Annotated in this window: 17 protein-coding genes; 11 read left to right on the top strand and 6 right to left on the bottom strand. The window is 61.4% G+C overall.

Translation table 11 applies throughout. From position 1 onward, the window contains the following. The first annotated feature begins 295 nt into the window (after positions 1–295). From C2E15_RS03285 to C2E15_RS03240, 11 genes are all read left to right on the top strand, one after another. Complete coding sequence (locus C2E15_RS03285; protein WP_104956115.1) at positions 296–1,288, top strand: sigma 54-interacting transcriptional regulator; 993 nt, start codon at positions 296–298, stop codon at positions 1,286–1,288. A 210-nt stretch (positions 1,289–1,498) separates the two neighbouring features. Beyond that, positions 1,499–1,738 carry a hypothetical protein gene (locus C2E15_RS03280; RefSeq protein WP_104956114.1) on the top strand — a complete coding sequence of 80 codons (240 nt, stop codon included), beginning with the start codon at positions 1,499–1,501 and terminating at the stop codon, positions 1,736–1,738. Positions 1,739–1,820: 82 nt separating this feature from the next. Beyond that, positions 1,821–2,195, top strand: coding sequence for an EscI/YscI/HrpB family type III secretion system inner rod protein (locus C2E15_RS03275; RefSeq protein ID WP_104956113.1), 375 nt, complete (start codon positions 1,821–1,823; stop codon positions 2,193–2,195). Between the two features lie 5 nt (positions 2,196–2,200). Further along, complete coding sequence (gene sctJ, locus C2E15_RS03270) at positions 2,201–2,977, top strand: type III secretion system inner membrane ring lipoprotein SctJ (RefSeq protein ID WP_104956112.1); 777 nt, start codon at positions 2,201–2,203, stop codon at positions 2,975–2,977. Next, positions 2,974–3,540 carry a serine kinase gene (locus tag C2E15_RS21560; protein WP_167391823.1) on the top strand — a complete coding sequence of 189 codons (567 nt, stop codon included), beginning with the start codon at positions 2,974–2,976 and terminating at the stop codon, positions 3,538–3,540. The genes sctJ and C2E15_RS21560 overlap by 4 nt, the downstream gene beginning before the upstream one ends. Then, complete coding sequence (gene sctL, locus C2E15_RS03265) at positions 3,524–4,129, top strand: type III secretion system stator protein SctL (RefSeq protein ID WP_167391822.1); 606 nt, start codon at positions 3,524–3,526, stop codon at positions 4,127–4,129. Before C2E15_RS21560 ends, sctL begins: the two co-directional genes overlap by 17 nt. 74 nt (positions 4,130–4,203) lie before the next feature. Further along, a complete protein-coding gene (locus tag C2E15_RS03260; RefSeq protein ID WP_104956110.1) occupies positions 4,204–4,431 on the top strand; it encodes an HrpF protein in 228 nt (75 codons plus the stop codon). A gap of 101 nt (positions 4,432–4,532) precedes the next feature. Continuing rightward, positions 4,533–6,599 (top strand): type III secretion system outer membrane ring subunit SctC, encoded by a 2,067-nt coding sequence (sctC, locus tag C2E15_RS03255; protein ID WP_425438026.1) that lies wholly within the window; start codon positions 4,533–4,535, stop codon positions 6,597–6,599. An 8-nt stretch (positions 6,600–6,607) separates the two neighbouring features. Next, on the top strand, positions 6,608–6,796 hold the full coding sequence (gene hrpT, locus C2E15_RS03250; protein ID WP_104956109.1) for an HrpT family type III secretion system protein: 189 nt from the start codon (positions 6,608–6,610) through the stop codon (positions 6,794–6,796). 196 nt (positions 6,797–6,992) lie between these two features. After that, positions 6,993–12,389, top strand: a complete 5,397-nt coding sequence (locus C2E15_RS03245; protein ID WP_104956108.1) for an AvrE-family type 3 secretion system effector — start codon at positions 6,993–6,995, stop codon at positions 12,387–12,389. Positions 12,390–12,401: 12 nt separating this feature from the next. Then, on the top strand, positions 12,402–12,833 hold the full coding sequence (locus C2E15_RS03240; RefSeq protein WP_104956107.1) for a type III secretion system chaperone: 432 nt from the start codon (positions 12,402–12,404) through the stop codon (positions 12,831–12,833). Positions 12,834–12,985: 152 nt separating this feature from the next. Here C2E15_RS03240 and C2E15_RS03235 read toward each other — a convergent pair whose 3' ends face one another. From C2E15_RS03235 to sctR, 6 genes are all read right to left on the bottom strand, one after another. Beyond that, complete coding sequence (locus tag C2E15_RS03235) at positions 12,986–13,405, bottom strand: hypothetical protein (RefSeq protein WP_146108525.1); 420 nt, start codon at positions 13,403–13,405, stop codon at positions 12,986–12,988. A 41-nt stretch (positions 13,406–13,446) separates the two neighbouring features. Beyond that, complete coding sequence (locus C2E15_RS03230) at positions 13,447–14,154, bottom strand: hypothetical protein (protein WP_104956105.1); 708 nt, start codon at positions 14,152–14,154, stop codon at positions 13,447–13,449. Between the two features lie 286 nt (positions 14,155–14,440). After that, on the bottom strand, positions 14,441–15,526 hold the full coding sequence (sctU, locus tag C2E15_RS03225; protein ID WP_104956104.1) for a type III secretion system export apparatus subunit SctU: 1,086 nt from the start codon (positions 15,524–15,526) through the stop codon (positions 14,441–14,443). Beyond that, complete coding sequence (sctT, locus tag C2E15_RS03220; RefSeq protein ID WP_104956103.1) at positions 15,519–16,334, bottom strand: type III secretion system export apparatus subunit SctT; 816 nt, start codon at positions 16,332–16,334, stop codon at positions 15,519–15,521. Before sctT ends, sctU begins: the two co-directional genes overlap by 8 nt. Continuing rightward, complete coding sequence (gene sctS, locus C2E15_RS03215) at positions 16,334–16,594, bottom strand: type III secretion system export apparatus subunit SctS (protein ID WP_038628616.1); 261 nt, start codon at positions 16,592–16,594, stop codon at positions 16,334–16,336. The genes sctT and sctS overlap by 1 nt, the downstream gene beginning before the upstream one ends. A gap of 7 nt (positions 16,595–16,601) precedes the next feature. Further along, positions 16,602–17,258, bottom strand: a complete 657-nt coding sequence (gene sctR, locus C2E15_RS03210) for a type III secretion system export apparatus subunit SctR (RefSeq protein ID WP_038628618.1) — start codon at positions 17,256–17,258, stop codon at positions 16,602–16,604. Positions 17,259–17,261: the final 3 nt, after the last annotated feature.

Below are 17,261 nucleotides of genomic sequence, written 5' to 3'. Positions count from 1 at the left end.
GACATAAAAATTTCATCTGACTTCCTTGCTCCGCAAGGCACTGGCGCAAGCGGCACGGTAACAGGGTTGAGCGGCGCTTTGTCAGGAAATCCCTACAGCGACGTTGGAAATCCCTACCGATTTATCAGCGCAGACTGATAGCTGTAGCGGATCGTTATGGCGGAAAGTAAGGAAACCGAATGGTTTTGTAATTTTTTATGACCGGCATGCCATAAAAAAAACTTCACAATCGTCATTGCCACATCAGCGTATTACTACGCGCAGCAAAAATTTGTGTCGAGTTACTGGAGACATTATGGTTAAAGCGATTACCACCAGCACGCGCTGCCCGGCGCAAGAGAGCCGGCGCACCGGCCATGCTGATCTGTCCCCTCTGAATCCGCCTGCGTTAGCGGCGTGCGCCTTTCCGGCGGCGGATATCCATGCGCATCTGCATAAACTGGTTGAGACTATCGCCCCGCTTCATGTGGATGTGCTGCTGGAAGGCGAAACCGGCACCGGAAAAGATACGCTGGCGCGCCGCATCTACGAGCGCTCCGGCTGCCGCGGGCCGCTGGTGCCGGTCAACTGCGGCGCGATCCCGGAAACGCTGGCGGAAAGCGAGCTGTTCGGCGTGGTCTCCGGCGCCTATACCGGCGCCAGCCACTCCCGTCCCGGCTATATCGAGACGGCGAACAACGGCATTCTGTTTCTCGATGAGATCGACAGCATGCCGTTGACGGTGCAGGCCAAGCTGTTGCGTATGCTGGAGACGCGCGCCATCGAGCGCCTCGGCAGCACCCGCTGCATTCCGCTGACGCTGCGGGTGATCGCCGCCGCCCAGACGCCGCTGGAGCAGTTGGTGGCGCAGGGGCGCTTCCGCCGCGATCTCTATTTCCGTCTCAACACCATTACGCTATCAACACCGACGGTGCGTTCGCGCCCGGAGTTGATTATTCCGCTGTTCCGCCAGTTCACCCAGGATGCCGCCCAGCGGCTCGACCAGCCGCTGCCGCCGCGTGCGCCGGGGCTGGATGAGGCGCTGCTGCTGCACAGCTGGCCGGGCAACATCCGCGAGCTGAAGGCGGCGGCGGAACGCTTTGTGCTGGGATTGCCGCCACTCTGTCAGCAGGCGATCCCGCAGGCGGAATCGATCGTGCTGAAGGAGCGCCTGCGCCGCATCGAGCGCAGCCTGATCCATGAGTGTTTGCACCGTCACGGCCACCGGATCGATGAGGTGGTACATGAACTGGGTATCCCGCGCCGCACCCTTTACCACCGTTTGAAACAGCTGAAGCTGAGCGCCTGATAACGCTTGCCGCCCCCGCGCCGCGCGCCCACTCCGCGCCCGGCGCCCCACCGCTTCGCGCCCCGTAAAAAAATCCGCTTTTGTTAGAACCGCCGCCGCTTCCCACCCCGTAAAAAAATCCGCTTTTTTTGGAACCGCCGCCGCGCTCCTGCCACTTAATGAACGAAACCATTGCCGTAGTACACATCAACCATTAGCGAGGAAACAACCATGGGTGCAACTTCAGGTATTTCTAACTTCATCACCGGCGGCGCCAGCTCTCTGAGCCAGATTTCAGGCGCGTTGGGCGGCGCGGACTTTATGATGGAGATGCAGGGCGTACAGAAAGAGATGCAGCAGAACCAGGTGGCGAAAGCCAAGCTGGACGCGGAAAACCAGCGCGTCAACGGCATCGCCGACAGCGCCGCGCAGGCGGGCTCGGCGGCTGCTCAGGTGAAGATCCAGTACTAAGCGCCGCGGGGAGGGAGGAGATCGTCTGACGCCTCCCTCTCTTCTTCTTTCACAGCGAGTTCTTTCACAGCGAGCCGAACCGATGAAAGTCAATCACTCTTCCTCTCTGCCGACCCCTTCCGTCACGCTGGAAGCGGACGACGACGCGCCCGTCGCCAACGGCGCCGATGCGCAGTGGTTTAGCGCGGCGCTTAACGCGCCGGAGGCGTCAGCGTCCGCCGCCCGCTCCGGCGAGGCGCCCGATCTGATCGGCAGCCTGACCGGGGCGATTGCGCGCAATCAGCAGGCGCAGCAGGGTGCCTTCCGCGATCTGGAGACCGCTTCGCGATCCACCAGCTCGCTCGATTTTAGCGCCGCCAACGCTGCGCTGTCGGACTACTACGTACAGAGCCTGATGAACGCCAAGATCATCGCCAAAGGCGTACAGAGTCTGGATAAATTAACCAACCTACAGTAAACGCTATGCGACCTTCTCTGGTGAAAGCCTTGCTGATCGGCTCTCTTGTCCTGCTGCTGAGCGGCTGCGGCGACGATACCGTTCTCAACAGCAACCTGGCGGAAAACGATGCCAACGACATTGTCGCTGAGCTGAACCGCTACCATATCGCCGCCAGCAAACGGGTGGAGAAAACCGGCGTCTCGGTACTGGTGGCGCCGGAAAACATTGAGCGCTCGGTCAATATCCTCGAAGCGGCCGGGCTGCCGCGTAAAGCGCGCACCAACCTCGGCGAGGTGTTCCAGAAAAGCGGCGTGATCTCCAGCCCGATGGAGGAACGGGCGCGCTATATCTATGCGCTGTCGCAGGAGGTGGAGTCGACGCTGGCACAGATTGACGGCGTAGTGGTGGCACGCGTGCATGTGGTGCTGCCGGAGCGCATCGCACCGGGCGAGCCGGTGCAGCCCGCCTCCGCCTCCGTGTTTATCAAATATCACGATACGCTCGATCCCGATAGCATCGAGCCGCGCATCCGCCGCCTGGTCGCGACCAGTATTCCCGGCCTTGTGGGGCGCGACGACCGCGATCTCGCTATCGTCTTTGTTCCCGCCAGGGTGTATGAAGATCGCGTCGAAACGGTGAAGATGGGGCCTTTTACCCTCTCGCCAGGGCAATATTCGCTGATAAAAGGCGTATTGAGCGTTGCGGGCGTGCTGCTGCTGTTGATCCTCGGCGTGGTGATGTTGCGCTCCGGTAAGAAAGGCGCGCGTAATGCGGTCGCCAACCCAGGGAAACCGTCATGAACACGCAGGCGTGGCTGACGTGGTGGCACAGCGGCTACTGGCGCGCGGCGCATGAAAGCTGGCGCGACGATGCCTGGTTCATCCTGCCGCCGTCACAGCAGCAGCGGCTAACCCGGCTGCACGCCGACGCCATCGGGCGGCAGTGGGGCATCGATCCTGCGCCGCTGCCGCAGCCGCAGCCGCTGCTGCTGGCGATCGCCGCGCTGGATGAGGCCGAAAAAGCGCGCCTGCTTTCGCTGATCGCCGCCGTCTGCGGGGCGGAAACCGCGCTGCCCGGCGAGGATAAAATTTGGTGCCGACGGCTGGCGAAAGGGCTGCGCCCGGAAAGCTGGCTGCCGGAGGCGTTCTCCCCCACGCCGGCAGCGACGCTAACGCTGCTGCAGGCGCTGGCGCCCGACTGCTGGAGCCGGCTGCGCATGGCCTTTACGCGCGATGCTGCCCTCGCCTGCCCCGCCTCGCCGCCGGCGCTGCCTGTCCGCCGCCTGCAGGCAGCATGGGAAGCAGCGTTGTGGCGCTGCCGCCCCGCGCCGGAGGAACAGGAGACAAATGATGTGGCGGCTTAAGCAGATCGCCTGCTTTACGCCGCCGGATGCGCAGCAGGCGCTAATCAGCCGTGATGACCTCGCGCAGCAGGCGCAGGCGCAATCGCTGCTGGACGCCGCGCGGCGCGAAGCGCAGACGCTGATTGAGCAGGCGCAGCAGGAGGCGCGACAGATCCGCCAGCAGGCGGAAGCGGACGCGGCGTCGATCGGCGAAGATGAACAGGCGCGCTTCTGGCAGCAGGCGCAGCCGCTGTTCGATGACTGGCACCGGCAGCGCGAGGCGCAACAACGGCAGCTGGTCGATCTGGCGAGCCGCCTGCTGGCCGAGGGGCTGGCGCACTGTCTGGCAGAGGTGCCGGCGCCGGCGCGCCTGCAGGCGCTGCTGACCCAGCTGCTGAACCGTTGCGCGCCGGAAACCCAGGCGACACTTAACTGCGCGCCGGAACAGTTGCCGGTCGTGACGGCGTGGCTCAGCGAACACCCGGCGCTGCGCTGGCGGCTGGCGCCCGACGAACGGCTGCCGCCGGAGAGCCTGCGGCTGGTGACCGACCAGGGCGAAATGACCATCGGCTGGCGCGCGCTCTGTCAGGCTTTAGGCGCGAAGGAATAATTTTTTAGCGCGTGCGGAACCCAACGCGCGCCGGCGCCACTCAAGGGGGAACCTTAACCCAAAGGAGATGCGCCATGCCTTCCGGAGATTTACTGCAACGTCGGTTATCCAGCCAGTCCAGCCGGACCCATAACGAGACCTATCAATTCGCCAAAGAGATGTCGGGCCAGCCGTTCAGTCTCAGCGATATGTACGCCTTCCAGAACCAGCTGTTGGATATGTCCAACGCCAGCTGGGCCAGCTCGCAGTACACCCAGTTCAAGTTCGGCATCCGCAAAGCGATTATCGATGCCATTAACTGACGCGCCGGCGCCCGCCGCCGGCTTCCTGACGCACGGCAGCTGCGGCTGCCGCTAACAGGCTTTCCCGCCCGATCGTGACATTAAGAAGAAAGGAGTAAGGTGTGATCACCCTGCCCGCAATAACAAGACCGCTGCGCTGGGCCGCTGCCCTGCTGCTGTTGGCCTGCAGCCACCCGCTGTACGCCAGCACCCCGGAAGCCTGGAAGAACGGCGCCTACGCCTATTCCGCCGATAACACGCCGCTTAACATTATTCTGGAAGACTTCACTAACAGCTTCGGCGTCGACATCAATATCGGCACGCTGCCCGACAGCAACGTGACCGGCCGTCTGCGCGCCGCCAGCCCGGAGGCGTTTCTGAACCGTCTGGCGCTGGAGTACCGTTTTCAGTGGTTCGTCTATAACAACACGCTTTACGTCAGCCCGCTTTCAGCGCAGACATCGCGCCGCCTGGAGATCTCGCCCGACGCCGCGCCCGATATCAAACAGGCGCTGAAAGGCGTCGGCCTGCTGGAGCCGCGCTTCGGCTGGGGCGAACTGCCCGACGAGGGCGTGGTGCTGGTCACCGGCCCGCCGGAGTATGTCAACCTGATCGCCGACTTCGCGAAAAAATCTGACACGCCGAAAGAGGATAAATCGCCGAAAGAGATGATGGCGTTTCCGCTGAAGTACGCCTCGGTGGCCGACCGAAATATTCGCTACCGCGATCAGACGCTGCTGGTGCCGGGCGTCGCCACCATGCTCAACGAGCTGCTGGGACAGAGTAGCAGCGACAGCGCCAAAGGCATGAGCAGCGGACAGGGCGGCGATGACGGCATGGAGCAGATGCAGATGGAGTCGCAGAACGTGCTGAATCAGCTGATCGGCCGCGGCTCGCATCAGGATCGATCCTCCGCCGGCAGCGCGCTGAGCGCCATGGCGGGACGGGTATCCGCCGATGTGCGCAACAACGCCCTGCTGGTGCGCGACGATCCAAAATATCGCAGCGCCTACCAGGCGTTGATCGCCATGATCGACGTGCCGCAGAAACTGATCGAGATCGATGCGCTGATCGTCGATATCGATCGCAACGAGCTGGCGCGCCTGTCCAGTAGCTGGGCGGGTCAGTTCGGCAACGTGAGCGGCGGATCGACGCTGCTTTCCGGCCCCAGTACGCTGTTCGTGACCGATTTCCGCCGCTTTTTCGCCGATATTCAGGCGCTGGAGGGCGAGGGTACCGCCTCGATCATCGCCAATCCGTCGATCATGACGCTGGAGAACCAGCCGGCGGTGATCGATTTCAGCGATACCGCTTTTATTCGCGCCATTGGCGAGCGGGTTGCCGATATTCAGGCGGTTACTGCCGGCACCAGTCTGCGCGTGACGCCGCGCGCCATCGGCAGCAGCCAGTCGTCGGTGCAGCTGATTGTCGATGTTGAAGATGGCAAGCTGGAGAAAAACGATGACGGCGAAGCGGAAGGCACCAGCAATGGTGTGATCAGTACGCAGGCGCTGGTGCAGGAGCGGCGATCGCTGGTGATGGGCGGCTTCCATACCAAACAGAGCGGCGATCGCGAGCGGCGCGTGCCGATCCTCGGCAGCATCCCGTTGATCGGCAAGCTGTTTACCTCTACCCGCCATGAAACCTCGCAGCGCGAGCGGCTGTTTATTATCACCCCGCATCTGGTGGGCGATCAGGTCGATCCTTCGCGTTATATCGCTGATGAAAATCGCTCGCAGCTGAACGACGCAATGGGCGACGTCAACCGCCGCCATAAATATACCGATATGAAGAGCCTGGTAGAGACGGCGCTGCGTGACCTCGCGGAGAACCGTGTGCCGACCGGCTTTTCCACCGGCGGCAGCGGCGAGACGCTGAGCGCGCTCTGTCGGCTGCCGGGCGGCCTGTTTAACGACTATCGCCGCCATCAGTGGTACCACAACAGCTCGGTGCAGATCGCCGTCGGCGTGGTGACCAACAACAGCAACGTGACCCAGCGCTTCGACGAAGCGAGCTGCCGCAGCGACCGCACGCTGGCGGTCGCCGTCTGGCCGCGCGCCCAGCTGCGCCCCGGCGAATCCGCCGAGGTTTACGTCGCTTTCGAACCCGGCGCCGCCGCCCGTCCGGGCCGCGTTTCGCTGCTCTCTTCCTCCGGCAGCGGCATCAGCGCCGGCCGCCTGTTACGCTAAGGATCGCTATGTTACGTAAACTCGCGTTAACCGCCCTGACCACGCTGCTGCTGAGCGCCTGCGCGCCGAAAGCGCCGCCGGGCTGTCAGGATATGCGCTGTCGCCCGCAGTCCAACCTGCAGCAGTTGACTATCTGGTGGCAGCCGGAGCTGCGCAACGGCCCGTACGACTATACCCAGGTGCAGGTGCATCCCTGACAGACGCGGGCGGGCAAAGCCTGACACCGGTGGCGCCCGCCCGCTCTCCCTTTCCGTCCAGCCGCATCCCGCCCGGCGGCGCGACATTTTTTCGCCTCTTTTGCGGCTTTTCCGGAACCGCTCCGCCGTATAAGCCACTCAGGGATCGGTTGGATGCGTCCGCGTCGCCATGTCGCTTATTCGCTGAGGAGGTTAAATGGCTTTGCCCCCTGTTATTGCCGGCGCCGCTGCCGCCGCGCGCGGCGTTAGCGCCGTCAGCGCCCGTAGCAGCGCCTCATCCGCCGTCGCCCAGGGCACGGCGCGCGCCACGCAGCGTGGCAGCAGCAATTTGCTTCAGGGCGCGGCGCGTGCCCCCGCCTCCGTAAGGCAGCAGCCGGGCACCGCCGCCTCCCTGCGCCGCCAGCGCTCCGATCCGCCGCTGCGACGCAACGGTCAGCAGGCGGAAGGCGGCTCAACATTGCAGCGCCGTCACTCCACCGGCGAGGCCAATGCGACACCCGTGGATGCCTGGCCGGTTAATGGGCCACCCGCGCGCCGCCATTCAACAAGCGGCGCGGAAGCCCGGCGTGACGCTCAGCAGGCGAACAGTGCCCCAACGCTGCAGCGCCGCCACTCCACCGGCGAGGCCAACGCAACGCCCGTGGATGCCTGGCCGGTAAAGCCGCCGCCGGAGCGGCGACATTCTCTCAGCGGCGCAGACGCGGAAACGCCCCGACCGACCGCCGGCCCGGCGCGCCGCCAGTCGCTCTCCGCGCCCGCCGAGCCGCGTCCCGGCAGGGCCGCCGCCGTTGCGGAGACCGCCGCCTCGCTGGCTGACTGGAGCAGCAATATGCTGCAGCTGGTCGATCTGGTCTCCGAACGCCACGCCACCGCCCTCAGCGCGGATGAAAAAACCTCGCTGGCGGCGAAGCAGGCCCAGCGTCAGCGGATGGAGCGCCCCTCGCCCGAAGCTCAGCCGCCAGCGGGCGCAGCGGCAGGTGCGGCAACGCCGCTGGGCGGACAGCTCAACAGCCTGTCGCTAAACGGCGAACGCCTGAACCTTAATGCCTCGCCTGCGCTGGCGCCGCTGCTGGAGCAGACGCTGGCGAAGCCCGACCAGCGCTACCGCTGGCACGCGAATAACGGTCAGCAGCAGCACGTGCTGCTCGATCACAGCGGCCGCCTGCTGAACGTGCAGGATTCGCCGCTTGCCTTTACCGCTATCGCCCACAGCAAACCCGTCGCGCCGCAGCAACAGCCGCAGCTCGACAGCGCGGGACAGCGCATCACGCTGCTTCATAACGGCGCGCAGGAGCAGCGCCCGCTGCCCGACCAGGCGGTGCAAAGCCTGCTGACCGGCATCTTCAGCCACCAGCGCGCCGACGGTGCCCAGACCGAGCATCTGCGCCTGCATGAAAAGCGTCTGCACCGCTTCGATGAGCGCAGCCAGCGCTGGGAGCCGACGCACGGCGTCGACGACAAAACCTTCGATAAGCTCAGCCGCCAGGGCGACAATCAGCTCTACGCCATTCAGGGCGATAAGCGCCTGCACAACCTCAGCAGCCAGCAAAAAAGCCTGATGTTCGACGATAAGATCGCCGCTTTCAGCGCCGGATCGCAGGGCGATATGGCGGTGGTATTAAAAGATAAAGAGACGCACGTCCAGCACCTGCGGCTGATGAACAGCATTACTACCCACGACTGGCAAAGCCCGAAGCTGGCAATGAAGCAGAGCGTAAACGGCCAGCAGAGCGATTTTCATCTCGGCGCTATCGCGCTGCACGGTGGACACGTTTTGGCGGTCGATCCCAACGGCAAGCTGTTCAGCGCCGCCCCGCCCGCCGCCGGGGCGAAAGAGATCAACTTCAGCGAAGACGCGCGCAACCAGGCCGTGCTGGCAGCGTTCGGCGAAGGGGCGCAGATCACCGCGCTAAACAGCGACGGCCAGGGCCGCCTGCATGCGACGGTCAAAGACCGCATGGACAATGAACACAGCTGCCAGCTTGACGCCAACGGCGTGACGCCGGGCTGGAATCTCAGCGAAAGCATGGTGATGGATTATCAGAAAGGCCTGCGGCGCAGCGAGCCGCTGCCGCATGCGGTGGTGGACTGCGGACGCCTTGGCAAGCTGGCGCTGATGGACGGCAACGTACATTTTTACGATGCGACATCGCAGCGCTGGGAACCGACTTCAGAAAAGGCCGATCGCCTGGTGCGCGGCAGCGACGGCATGCCGATGAAGGTTGAGGATGGCGAAGCGAAGCCGCTGAAGATCAATCAGGCGGGTAACAAGACGCTTTACCACAACAACCTGTTCCAGCTGACTCAGGTGAAAAACAGCGTCAAAGCGGATCTGGCGCTGCACGGGCTGGGCAAAGAGAGCAAAACGCAGACCGTTGCCCCGCTGGGCAACGGGCGTCTGCTGTCGCTGAATGAGAGCGGCGACATCAAACTGCACCAGATTTCACCCGGCCTGCGCCGCGATCGTCTGCCGACGCAGACGCTGACCTCCGTCGGGCTGCCGACCGCCCAGGGCCTGACCGGCGAGGCGGCGAAACAGGCGCAGCTGAAGGATATGGTGGTCAACGAACACAACAAGCTGTTTGGCCTGACCGGCGGCGGCCAGCTGTTTATGCTGGACAGCAAGGCGTGGCAGGGCAACGGTGGCAACGGCTGGCAGCCGGTAAGCACGCCGCCGGGCCTCGGCACGCTGGCCAGCCTGCACAGCGATGAAAAAGGCCGGCTGATGGCGGCAGACAGCAACGGCAACGCTGCGCGCCTGGAAGCAGGCACCTGGCAGCCGGTCGATCGCCAGCAGGCGCTGAGCGTGCAGCAAAACAATAGCTCCGCCGAAACCTTTGGACGGCTGGGCGACGCGAGCAAAACGGGGCGCATCCCCGGCACCAATGTCAGCTGGAAGCGTGAGATTGATCTTTTCGGCAGTACCGGCAACGACACGACGAAAGTGAACAGCCCGTTTAAAAAACGCATGGAGGCGTTTGTGCTGCGCACTTCCGGCGGTCTCTGCCCGCGCCCGCTGAAGAACCTTAACCATGAGATAAAACAGCGCTTTAAAGGGCATGAGGGGCTGGCACCGCTCTATCAGGCGCAAAACCAGATTGCCCACGATATCACCGCGCAGCATACCCATCGTACGCAACGCAAGCCGGCGCTGGAGCAGCGTCTGCAAAATCTTAATATTCATACCCGCGATCCGGTACTGCATGAGGAGATCAACGCCTTCGCCGAGGAGCTGGGACACAGCCTGATGCTGCAAAGTCGGGCAGTGGGCCAGCACTATGGGGTACTAAACGAGAAAAACCAGCTGAATACCGACGCGAGCAAACTGAAGAACACCCACGGCGGCCACCTCAGCGGCGCGCGCCAGCGCGATACTAAAATGGTCGGCACGCTGCATCAGATGATTAATCACCACCCTTCCGCCCACACCACGGCGGCACAAAACGTGGTGACCGGCATGCGCGCCAGCCGCCTGACCATTGATCACCTCAAGCCCAACGTCGACAAGCCGGTGCGCGACAGCGGCGACGAACTGGGGCTGGTGAAGTCGCGGCTGTTTCTCGATGCAATGACGCAACAGCGCCTGCACGGCGCGCTCGATATCTACGAGCGCAGCCTGCAGTTCGGCGATAGCCCGGACACGGCGCGCGCCGAACTGCAAAAAAATATCCGCAAGCTGCGCGACGAAACCTGGGGCGGCAACACGGTGAAAAAGCTGACCGACCAGGGCTTCGCCAATACCCAGCAGGTCGAGGCGAACTATGACGCCATCCGCAAGATGACCAACGCCTTCAGTAAACCGCACCACGGCCTTAATCTCACCTCGCGCACGGTGTTTAACGCGCCGAACCAGGCGCAGCTGATTGATAACGTGGCGAAAGAGCTGAAATCCCTGAGCAATGGCGAAAGCCTGACCTTTAACAGCGGCTACGGCGCCTTCGCCTCCTCCGTGGCGCTACCGGGCAGCCAGACGCTTAACGTCGTGGGCGGACGCGTCAACGCCGATCGCGGCTACAGCCTCGGCTTTACGCGCGGCGAAGAGGGTCTGACGGTTACCGTAGGCCGCAACGGCTCCGGCGGTATCGCCCCCTTTACCGCGCTGGGCTACAACATGCTGACCGGCCATGTCGATCCCAACGACGTCAGCTTCGGTAAAAATGGCGATCATACCGCCTCGCCGGTAGTCAGGCTCGGAGTAGCGGCGTCAGCCAATCTGCAGCGCCAGGCGCAGAACAGCGTCACCTTCAGCCTGGGCGAAAACGAGCTGAACAGCTTTCTCAGCCGCCTGGCCAGCGACCAGATCGATCCGCTGGAGCTGCTGGATCGCGGCAACGACCATAAGGTGAAAAACGGCAGCACCTGGACCGCCAGCCTGGATACCAATGGCGCGGCGCAGGCCAGCATCGGCGTGCCGATGACCAATAAAAATGAGAAGGATAACGTGACCATGACGCGTGTCGGCGGCGGCGTTTCGGTCGGCGCCAATATCGCGGCGGCCTCGCGCGAGCGCAATAACAACGGCAACGCCAGCAGCAACAAACATACCCGCAGCGATAACCGCGCACGCTTTTTCAATCAGGGCAGCGCCGACGCGCGCTTTATGTCGCCTACCGGCGTGACCAACCGCACCGATCAGGCGCGCCAGCCGATCTCTGCCGTCACTGGCGCGGGCGTACGCTTCAGTTTCGATAACCGCACTAAACAGGCGCTGAGCCTGGAGCTGGCACAGCCGCAGCGGCTGGCGGGCACCCATATCGATAAGCTGACCGAGAGCCTGTCGAAAGCCTTTACCGATCGCGCCACCGCGCAGCTGATGGAGTCGCTGAAGGATCCCGACGCGAACAGCGGTAAAGCGGCGAAAACCCCTGATGAGAAGCTGGATGCGCTCTTGACCTTTTTCGGCCAGCACGAGGCGCAGGGCAAGGTCACCAATAACGCGCAGTATGGCGCTATCCGCGAACTGGTCAAGCTGCGCCAGCAGCGCGAAGCGCTGACCCAGCGCGTACCGCTGCCGGGCGGCGCCGAGTACCAATCCACCTATAACAACCTGGCCAAAATCAACGGCAACGGTCTGCTGCACTGGATGGGCGATCTCTTCAGCCATGAAACGGAATCTAACCATGCGCTGAGCAATGCCAACCGCATCCGCGCCATGATGGAAAACGATACACACCTGAGCGGGCTGCTTCAGCAGATGCAGCTTTCCAGCGATACCCAGGCGGTGGTGACGCTGGAGCCGAAGGATCAGATGAAGGAGCGGCTGAACGCCGACTGGCTTGCCGGACGCATCAGCCGCGACGAACTGGAGAAGCGGCTGCAAACGCGCAGTGATATGCGCATCAAGTCGATCGCTTTTACCGAAAGCAAAAGCAAAAGCGACGGCGTGACTACGCCGATGTTTCTGCTGGGCGGCGGCAGCAGCGTATCCGTCGCCAAAAGCCGTAATCTGGGGAAAATCAGCTTCAGCTATGGCCGCGATCAACAAAGCCCGCTTGCCTGGACACTGGAAGGCGAGCTGGCAAAGCGCAGCACCGAACAGCTGGCCGCTCCGCTGAGCGCCGCCCAGCAGGATGGTCGGGTAGTGAAAAGTTAACGGGAGCCACGAATGAGCAATGTCCTTTTACAGCGCCTGCTGGATCACTATGGCCGCACGCTGAATACCGAACTGACGCTGGAGAAAGGCGTCTGCGCCCTGCTGGACGCCCAGCAGCAGGAGCTGGTGGTGATGGAGCTGCCGCCGGGCGAGAACCTGCTGCTGCACTGCCAGATTATGCCGCCGCAGGAGATGGCGGATGATCCGGCGATGTGGCGCGCGCTACTGGCAATGAACTTTGAGATGGAGGCGATGCGCGGTTGCTGGCTGGCGCTGGATGCGCAGCTTACGCTGCGGCTCTGTTGTCAGCAGCCGCTGGAGCAGCTGGACCCGCCGCGCTTTACCACGCTGGTGAACGCCTTTATCGATCAGGGAGAGCAGATCCGGGGCTTTATGCCGACGCTGCTGACGCGCCTGGCGGAAACGGCGGAGGCGGCCGCCTGAGCCGGGCGGTAGCCGCCTGGTTCGGACGGCGGTGAGATAACCCGGGCGGCGGTAATTACAGAATCTGGGCGGCAATTACATAGCCCGAAGGCGGCCTGCCCTCACCGCAGGCGGGCCGCCAGATATTCCCTGTGCGGATGGAAGCGGATAGATCAGGGCCGCGCCTGCCTGCGCTGCTCAATAATGTCCTGCGGCGCGGGTATATCATATATCGTCAGGGTGACGCTACGTTCACTATTAACGCGCACCTCGGCAGAGAGTTTATTATCCGGCGAGTACCAGATTTCGCAACATATCGCCTTGCTGGCCGGATAGTAGCCGAGCGAGACAAGATATTGCTCCAGCTTTAGCGTATCCTGCGTGCCGTAAAAGGTAATTTGCTCTATGGCCGGCGAATTGCCGTCTCTTGCCTTAACTCTGATCGCATAACGAGAAGTAAGCCGTGGCGCCTGCCTGATTTCATTCGGCGTCAGCAGATAGTCCTTCAGCCACTCTTTCTCACTGTAGGTGGTGTCCAGAGTAATAAGTATCAGCGCCATAAAAAAGAAGCCCACGATGGAGAGCAACACCATTACGCCCACCGCACATCCTCTGTTTTTATATTTACTGTGCATTATTCGAACTCAGGATCGGGTGGAGTAAAAAGGTTAGCATGTGCGCCATCATTAGTAATTACCTTAACAATATCCGTATGAAATTCATCAAACGGTGTTATTGCCATCATAAACTTTGGCAGGGTGCCATATACCGGCATAGCATGGCGATCTTTCGCCGGATCGGGAAACAGTAGCGGCCTGAACAGTTTATTTTTATAGTTCCCTACCGGCCCATAGAAATCCCAGCGCTTTAGCGCTTCCTGCTGGCTGACCAGCTGAAGCGAGTGAAAATAGTCCATGGGCCGTACAACGCGATAAAACCCCAACAGATCGGAAACCAGATCCTCCGCGCTAAAGCCGCTATCAGTCACCCAGCTAAAGGGTACCGAGTCCTGCATCGCTTCAAAATTAACTGCGGTTATCATCATCATTGCTAATACGATACTATACCGCTGTTCCAGAGTCCTGCCCCTTTTTATCTGCCAGCGAATATGCGCACCCGCGCCAAAATATGATTTTGAAGACTTATACATAGACTGCGAATAGGTCAGCGTATAGCGCTCTTTAGGTTGGTGTTCCCCCACGTCCATTTTATAAAGGAGCTTTATAATATCCTCTCCTTTGGCATGCCCCAAATCAACCCAGCCTAATACCTCAGAATAAACCAGACCGCTTTTAGCACAGAACGCATCCTTGCCATCCACGATATCGCTGCGCGAACTCATATCCTCTCTCCCTGAAGACATAACAACACGCGCTAACGCTAACAGGCGAAAAGGAAATTAAAAAGAGTAAGGCGCACAGGCGAGGAAAAAAATGAACAACAATTGATGCAGATTAACTTTTAACGGCGCGTCGCGTATGCATCGATTAATTAATTAAATAATCATATTTAATTAAAGTACATTACCCGTAACGGATCCAATTAAAATAACCGAATAACCGAATAACCGAATAACCAAACAACCGAACAACCGAACAACCGAATAATTCAATAACCGCAGGCCTGCTCTATTCATCCTCCATTTCAATTACCTCATCCATATAGTGATCTTCCAGCTCGCGCAGCAGGCGGTAAACCTGCGCCACCGCCTTGAGCGTTTCACGCGGGATCCAGCTGCCTTCTGGGGTGGTGCGGTAGAGCGTGCGCGCCAGCCAGATATAGCGGATGACCGGAATACGCGCGCGCTGCGCCTGTTCGATCAGATAATGTGCATCATCGTCGCTGGCCTTAAACAGCAGGCGCGGCAGCGGCGTTTCGCCCGGCCGATAGTAAAGCCCCACCGCAAAGTGGGTCGGGTTAACCAACAGCACATCCGCCTCCTCTACCGCGACCTGACGCGGCGTTTTAGGCGCTTCGTTCAGGATCTCGTGCGCCACCTGACGGCGATGCCCTTTCATATGCGGATCGCCTTCGCTCTGCTTATATTCGTTGCGAATATCCTCGTGGCTCATGCGCTGCTGCTTAAGATAGAAATATTTCTGCAGGCCGAAATCGAGCGCGCTCATCGCCAGCAGCGCCATCAGTACCTGACGCGCCGCCTTAATAAATAGCGACAGCACGCCGTGCCAGAAGGTGTTGAGATCGGTCTGTGCGAGCCGCGCCAGATTGCCGATCTCCGGCTCCAGCGCAAACCACAGCACCACGGCGATTGCCGCTGCCTTGATAATGCTGGTCAGCAGCTGGGTGAACTGCCGCGCCGAGAACATGTTTTTAAAGTGGTTCACCGGGTTCAGGCTATCCAGCTTCGGCATCATCGCCTCCACGGCGAACAGCGGGCCGAACTGCAGCCAGCCGCCGACGATGCGCAGCAGTATGGCAATCGCGCCGACGATGGCGGAAAACAGCAGCAGCACCATTAGCGAATCGGTCACCACCTCCTCCATCGCATGGCCAAACGGCTGGCCGATGCGCATCAACGGCAGCATAATCATCGATTCCATCCGCTGCATGCCGCTGTCGACCAGTGCGAAAATCGCCTCAAGAATACCGATCGAGATCAGCAGCCTGGGGATGTCCTGGCTCTGGCTCACCTGCCCTTTTTTACGTGACTCCTGCAGCTTTTGCGGGGTAGCGTCTTCGGTTTTTTCACTCATGTCCCGCTCCTTTGGCGCCAAACAGATGGGGAAGAAGATGGCTCAAATCGCGCAACTCAAACAGCCGTTCGCCGGCAAGATGATTGAGCAGCGGCAGGTAGAGGACGAAAAACAGCAGGCCAAGCAAACATTTCAGTGGGATCGCCAACACCGTCGCCTGAATCTGCGGGCTGTAGATGCTGATGATGCCGACGGCGAAATCGAGCAGCAGCAGCAGCCCTACCAGCGGCCCGGCGTACAGCACCATGCTGACGAAGGTCTCCTTCAGCAACCCCAGCCATACTTCCCAGCCCTGCGCGCCCAGCGGCGGCAGCCAGGTGAGTGGCGGCCAGATGCGGTAGCTATCCCAGATCAGCTGCGTCGCCGCGCTCAGGCCCGGCCCGACGATCAGCAGCAGGATAATCACCTGCTTCATCAGATAGCCGAGCGGCGTGGCGTCTGGCCCTAACTGCGGGTTGATCTGCCCGCCCATCAACGCGCCGCGCTGGTTGTCGAACAGCGCGCCCACCGACTCATACATCCAGAACGGCAGCCCGAGGATCAGGCCGATCAGCGTGCCGAGGATCAGCTCTTTGATCGCCAGCCCGGCGTAGGCCACCAGCGTCAGCGAAGCGCCGAGCATATCGTGGTAAAGCAGCGGCGCGATAAACAGCGCCAGCGCCACCACAATCGCGGTGCGCAGCACCCCCTTAATGGCGGAAAAAGAGAAAATCGGCGTCAACAGCAGGCAGGGGAAAATACGCGCCATGCCGAGCAGCAGCGCCAGCAGCGCGGTAAACAGCTGATCGAGCGCGTCGCTCCACAGCATCAGCTACCCACCCGCGACATCATGGCGAAAGCGTTCTGCGTCAGCTGGATCAGCTCCACGCCAACCCAGCGTCCGGTCAGCACCAGCGTCATGCCGACCGCCACCAGTTTCAGGCAGAACGGCAGCGTCTGGTCCTGCAGCTGCATTGCCGCCTGTACCAGCGAAATCACAATCCCTACCAGCACCGCGACGATCAGCGGCGGCGCCGAGAGCAGCACCACCAGCAGCATCGCCTGGCGAAAAAAGGTCAGTATCTCCATCGCCGCCTCACAGATAGCTGTAGAACAGGCCGTCCAGCAGCCGCGTCCAGCCGCTGACCAGCACAAACAGCAAGATTTTCAGCGGTAGCGAGACGGTCATCGGTGACACCATCTGCATCCCCAGCGCCAGCAGCACGTTGGAGACAATCAGATCGACCACCAGGAACGGAATAAAGATCAGAAAGCCGATTTTGAAGCCGTTTTGCAGCTCCGACAGCACGAAAGCGGGAATAATCAGCAGCGGGCTTTGCGGCGTAATGCTCTGCGCCATCTCTTTCGGCCACATGCGTGCGCCGTTCTCCTGCAGATGCACCAGAATATCGGGATCGGTGTTGTGTGACATAAAGTTTCTCAGCGGCTCCGCGCCGTTGCCGAAGGTATATTCCAGCCGCTCCATATTGCTGAAGTCGAGCGGCATCGCCTGCACGCGCTGGCTGATATCGTTGAACACCGGCGCCATCACGAACAGCGTCGCGGCCAGCGCGATGCCGTAAAGCGCCATATTGGGCGGCACCTGCTGCACGCCCATCGCGTTGCGCGTCAACATCAGCACCATCGAAATCTTCAGAAAACAGGTACAGATAATCATCAACATCGGCACCAGCGAGAGCGCGCCGAGGAACAGCGCCAGCATCATCGGGTTAAGCGACTGCATCTCCGTCATCGC

Source organism: Mixta gaviniae (genome assembly GCF_002953195.1).
Classification (GTDB): domain Bacteria; phylum Pseudomonadota; class Gammaproteobacteria; order Enterobacterales; family Enterobacteriaceae; genus Mixta; species Mixta gaviniae.
This window is presented reverse-complemented; position numbering and strand designations above follow the sequence as displayed.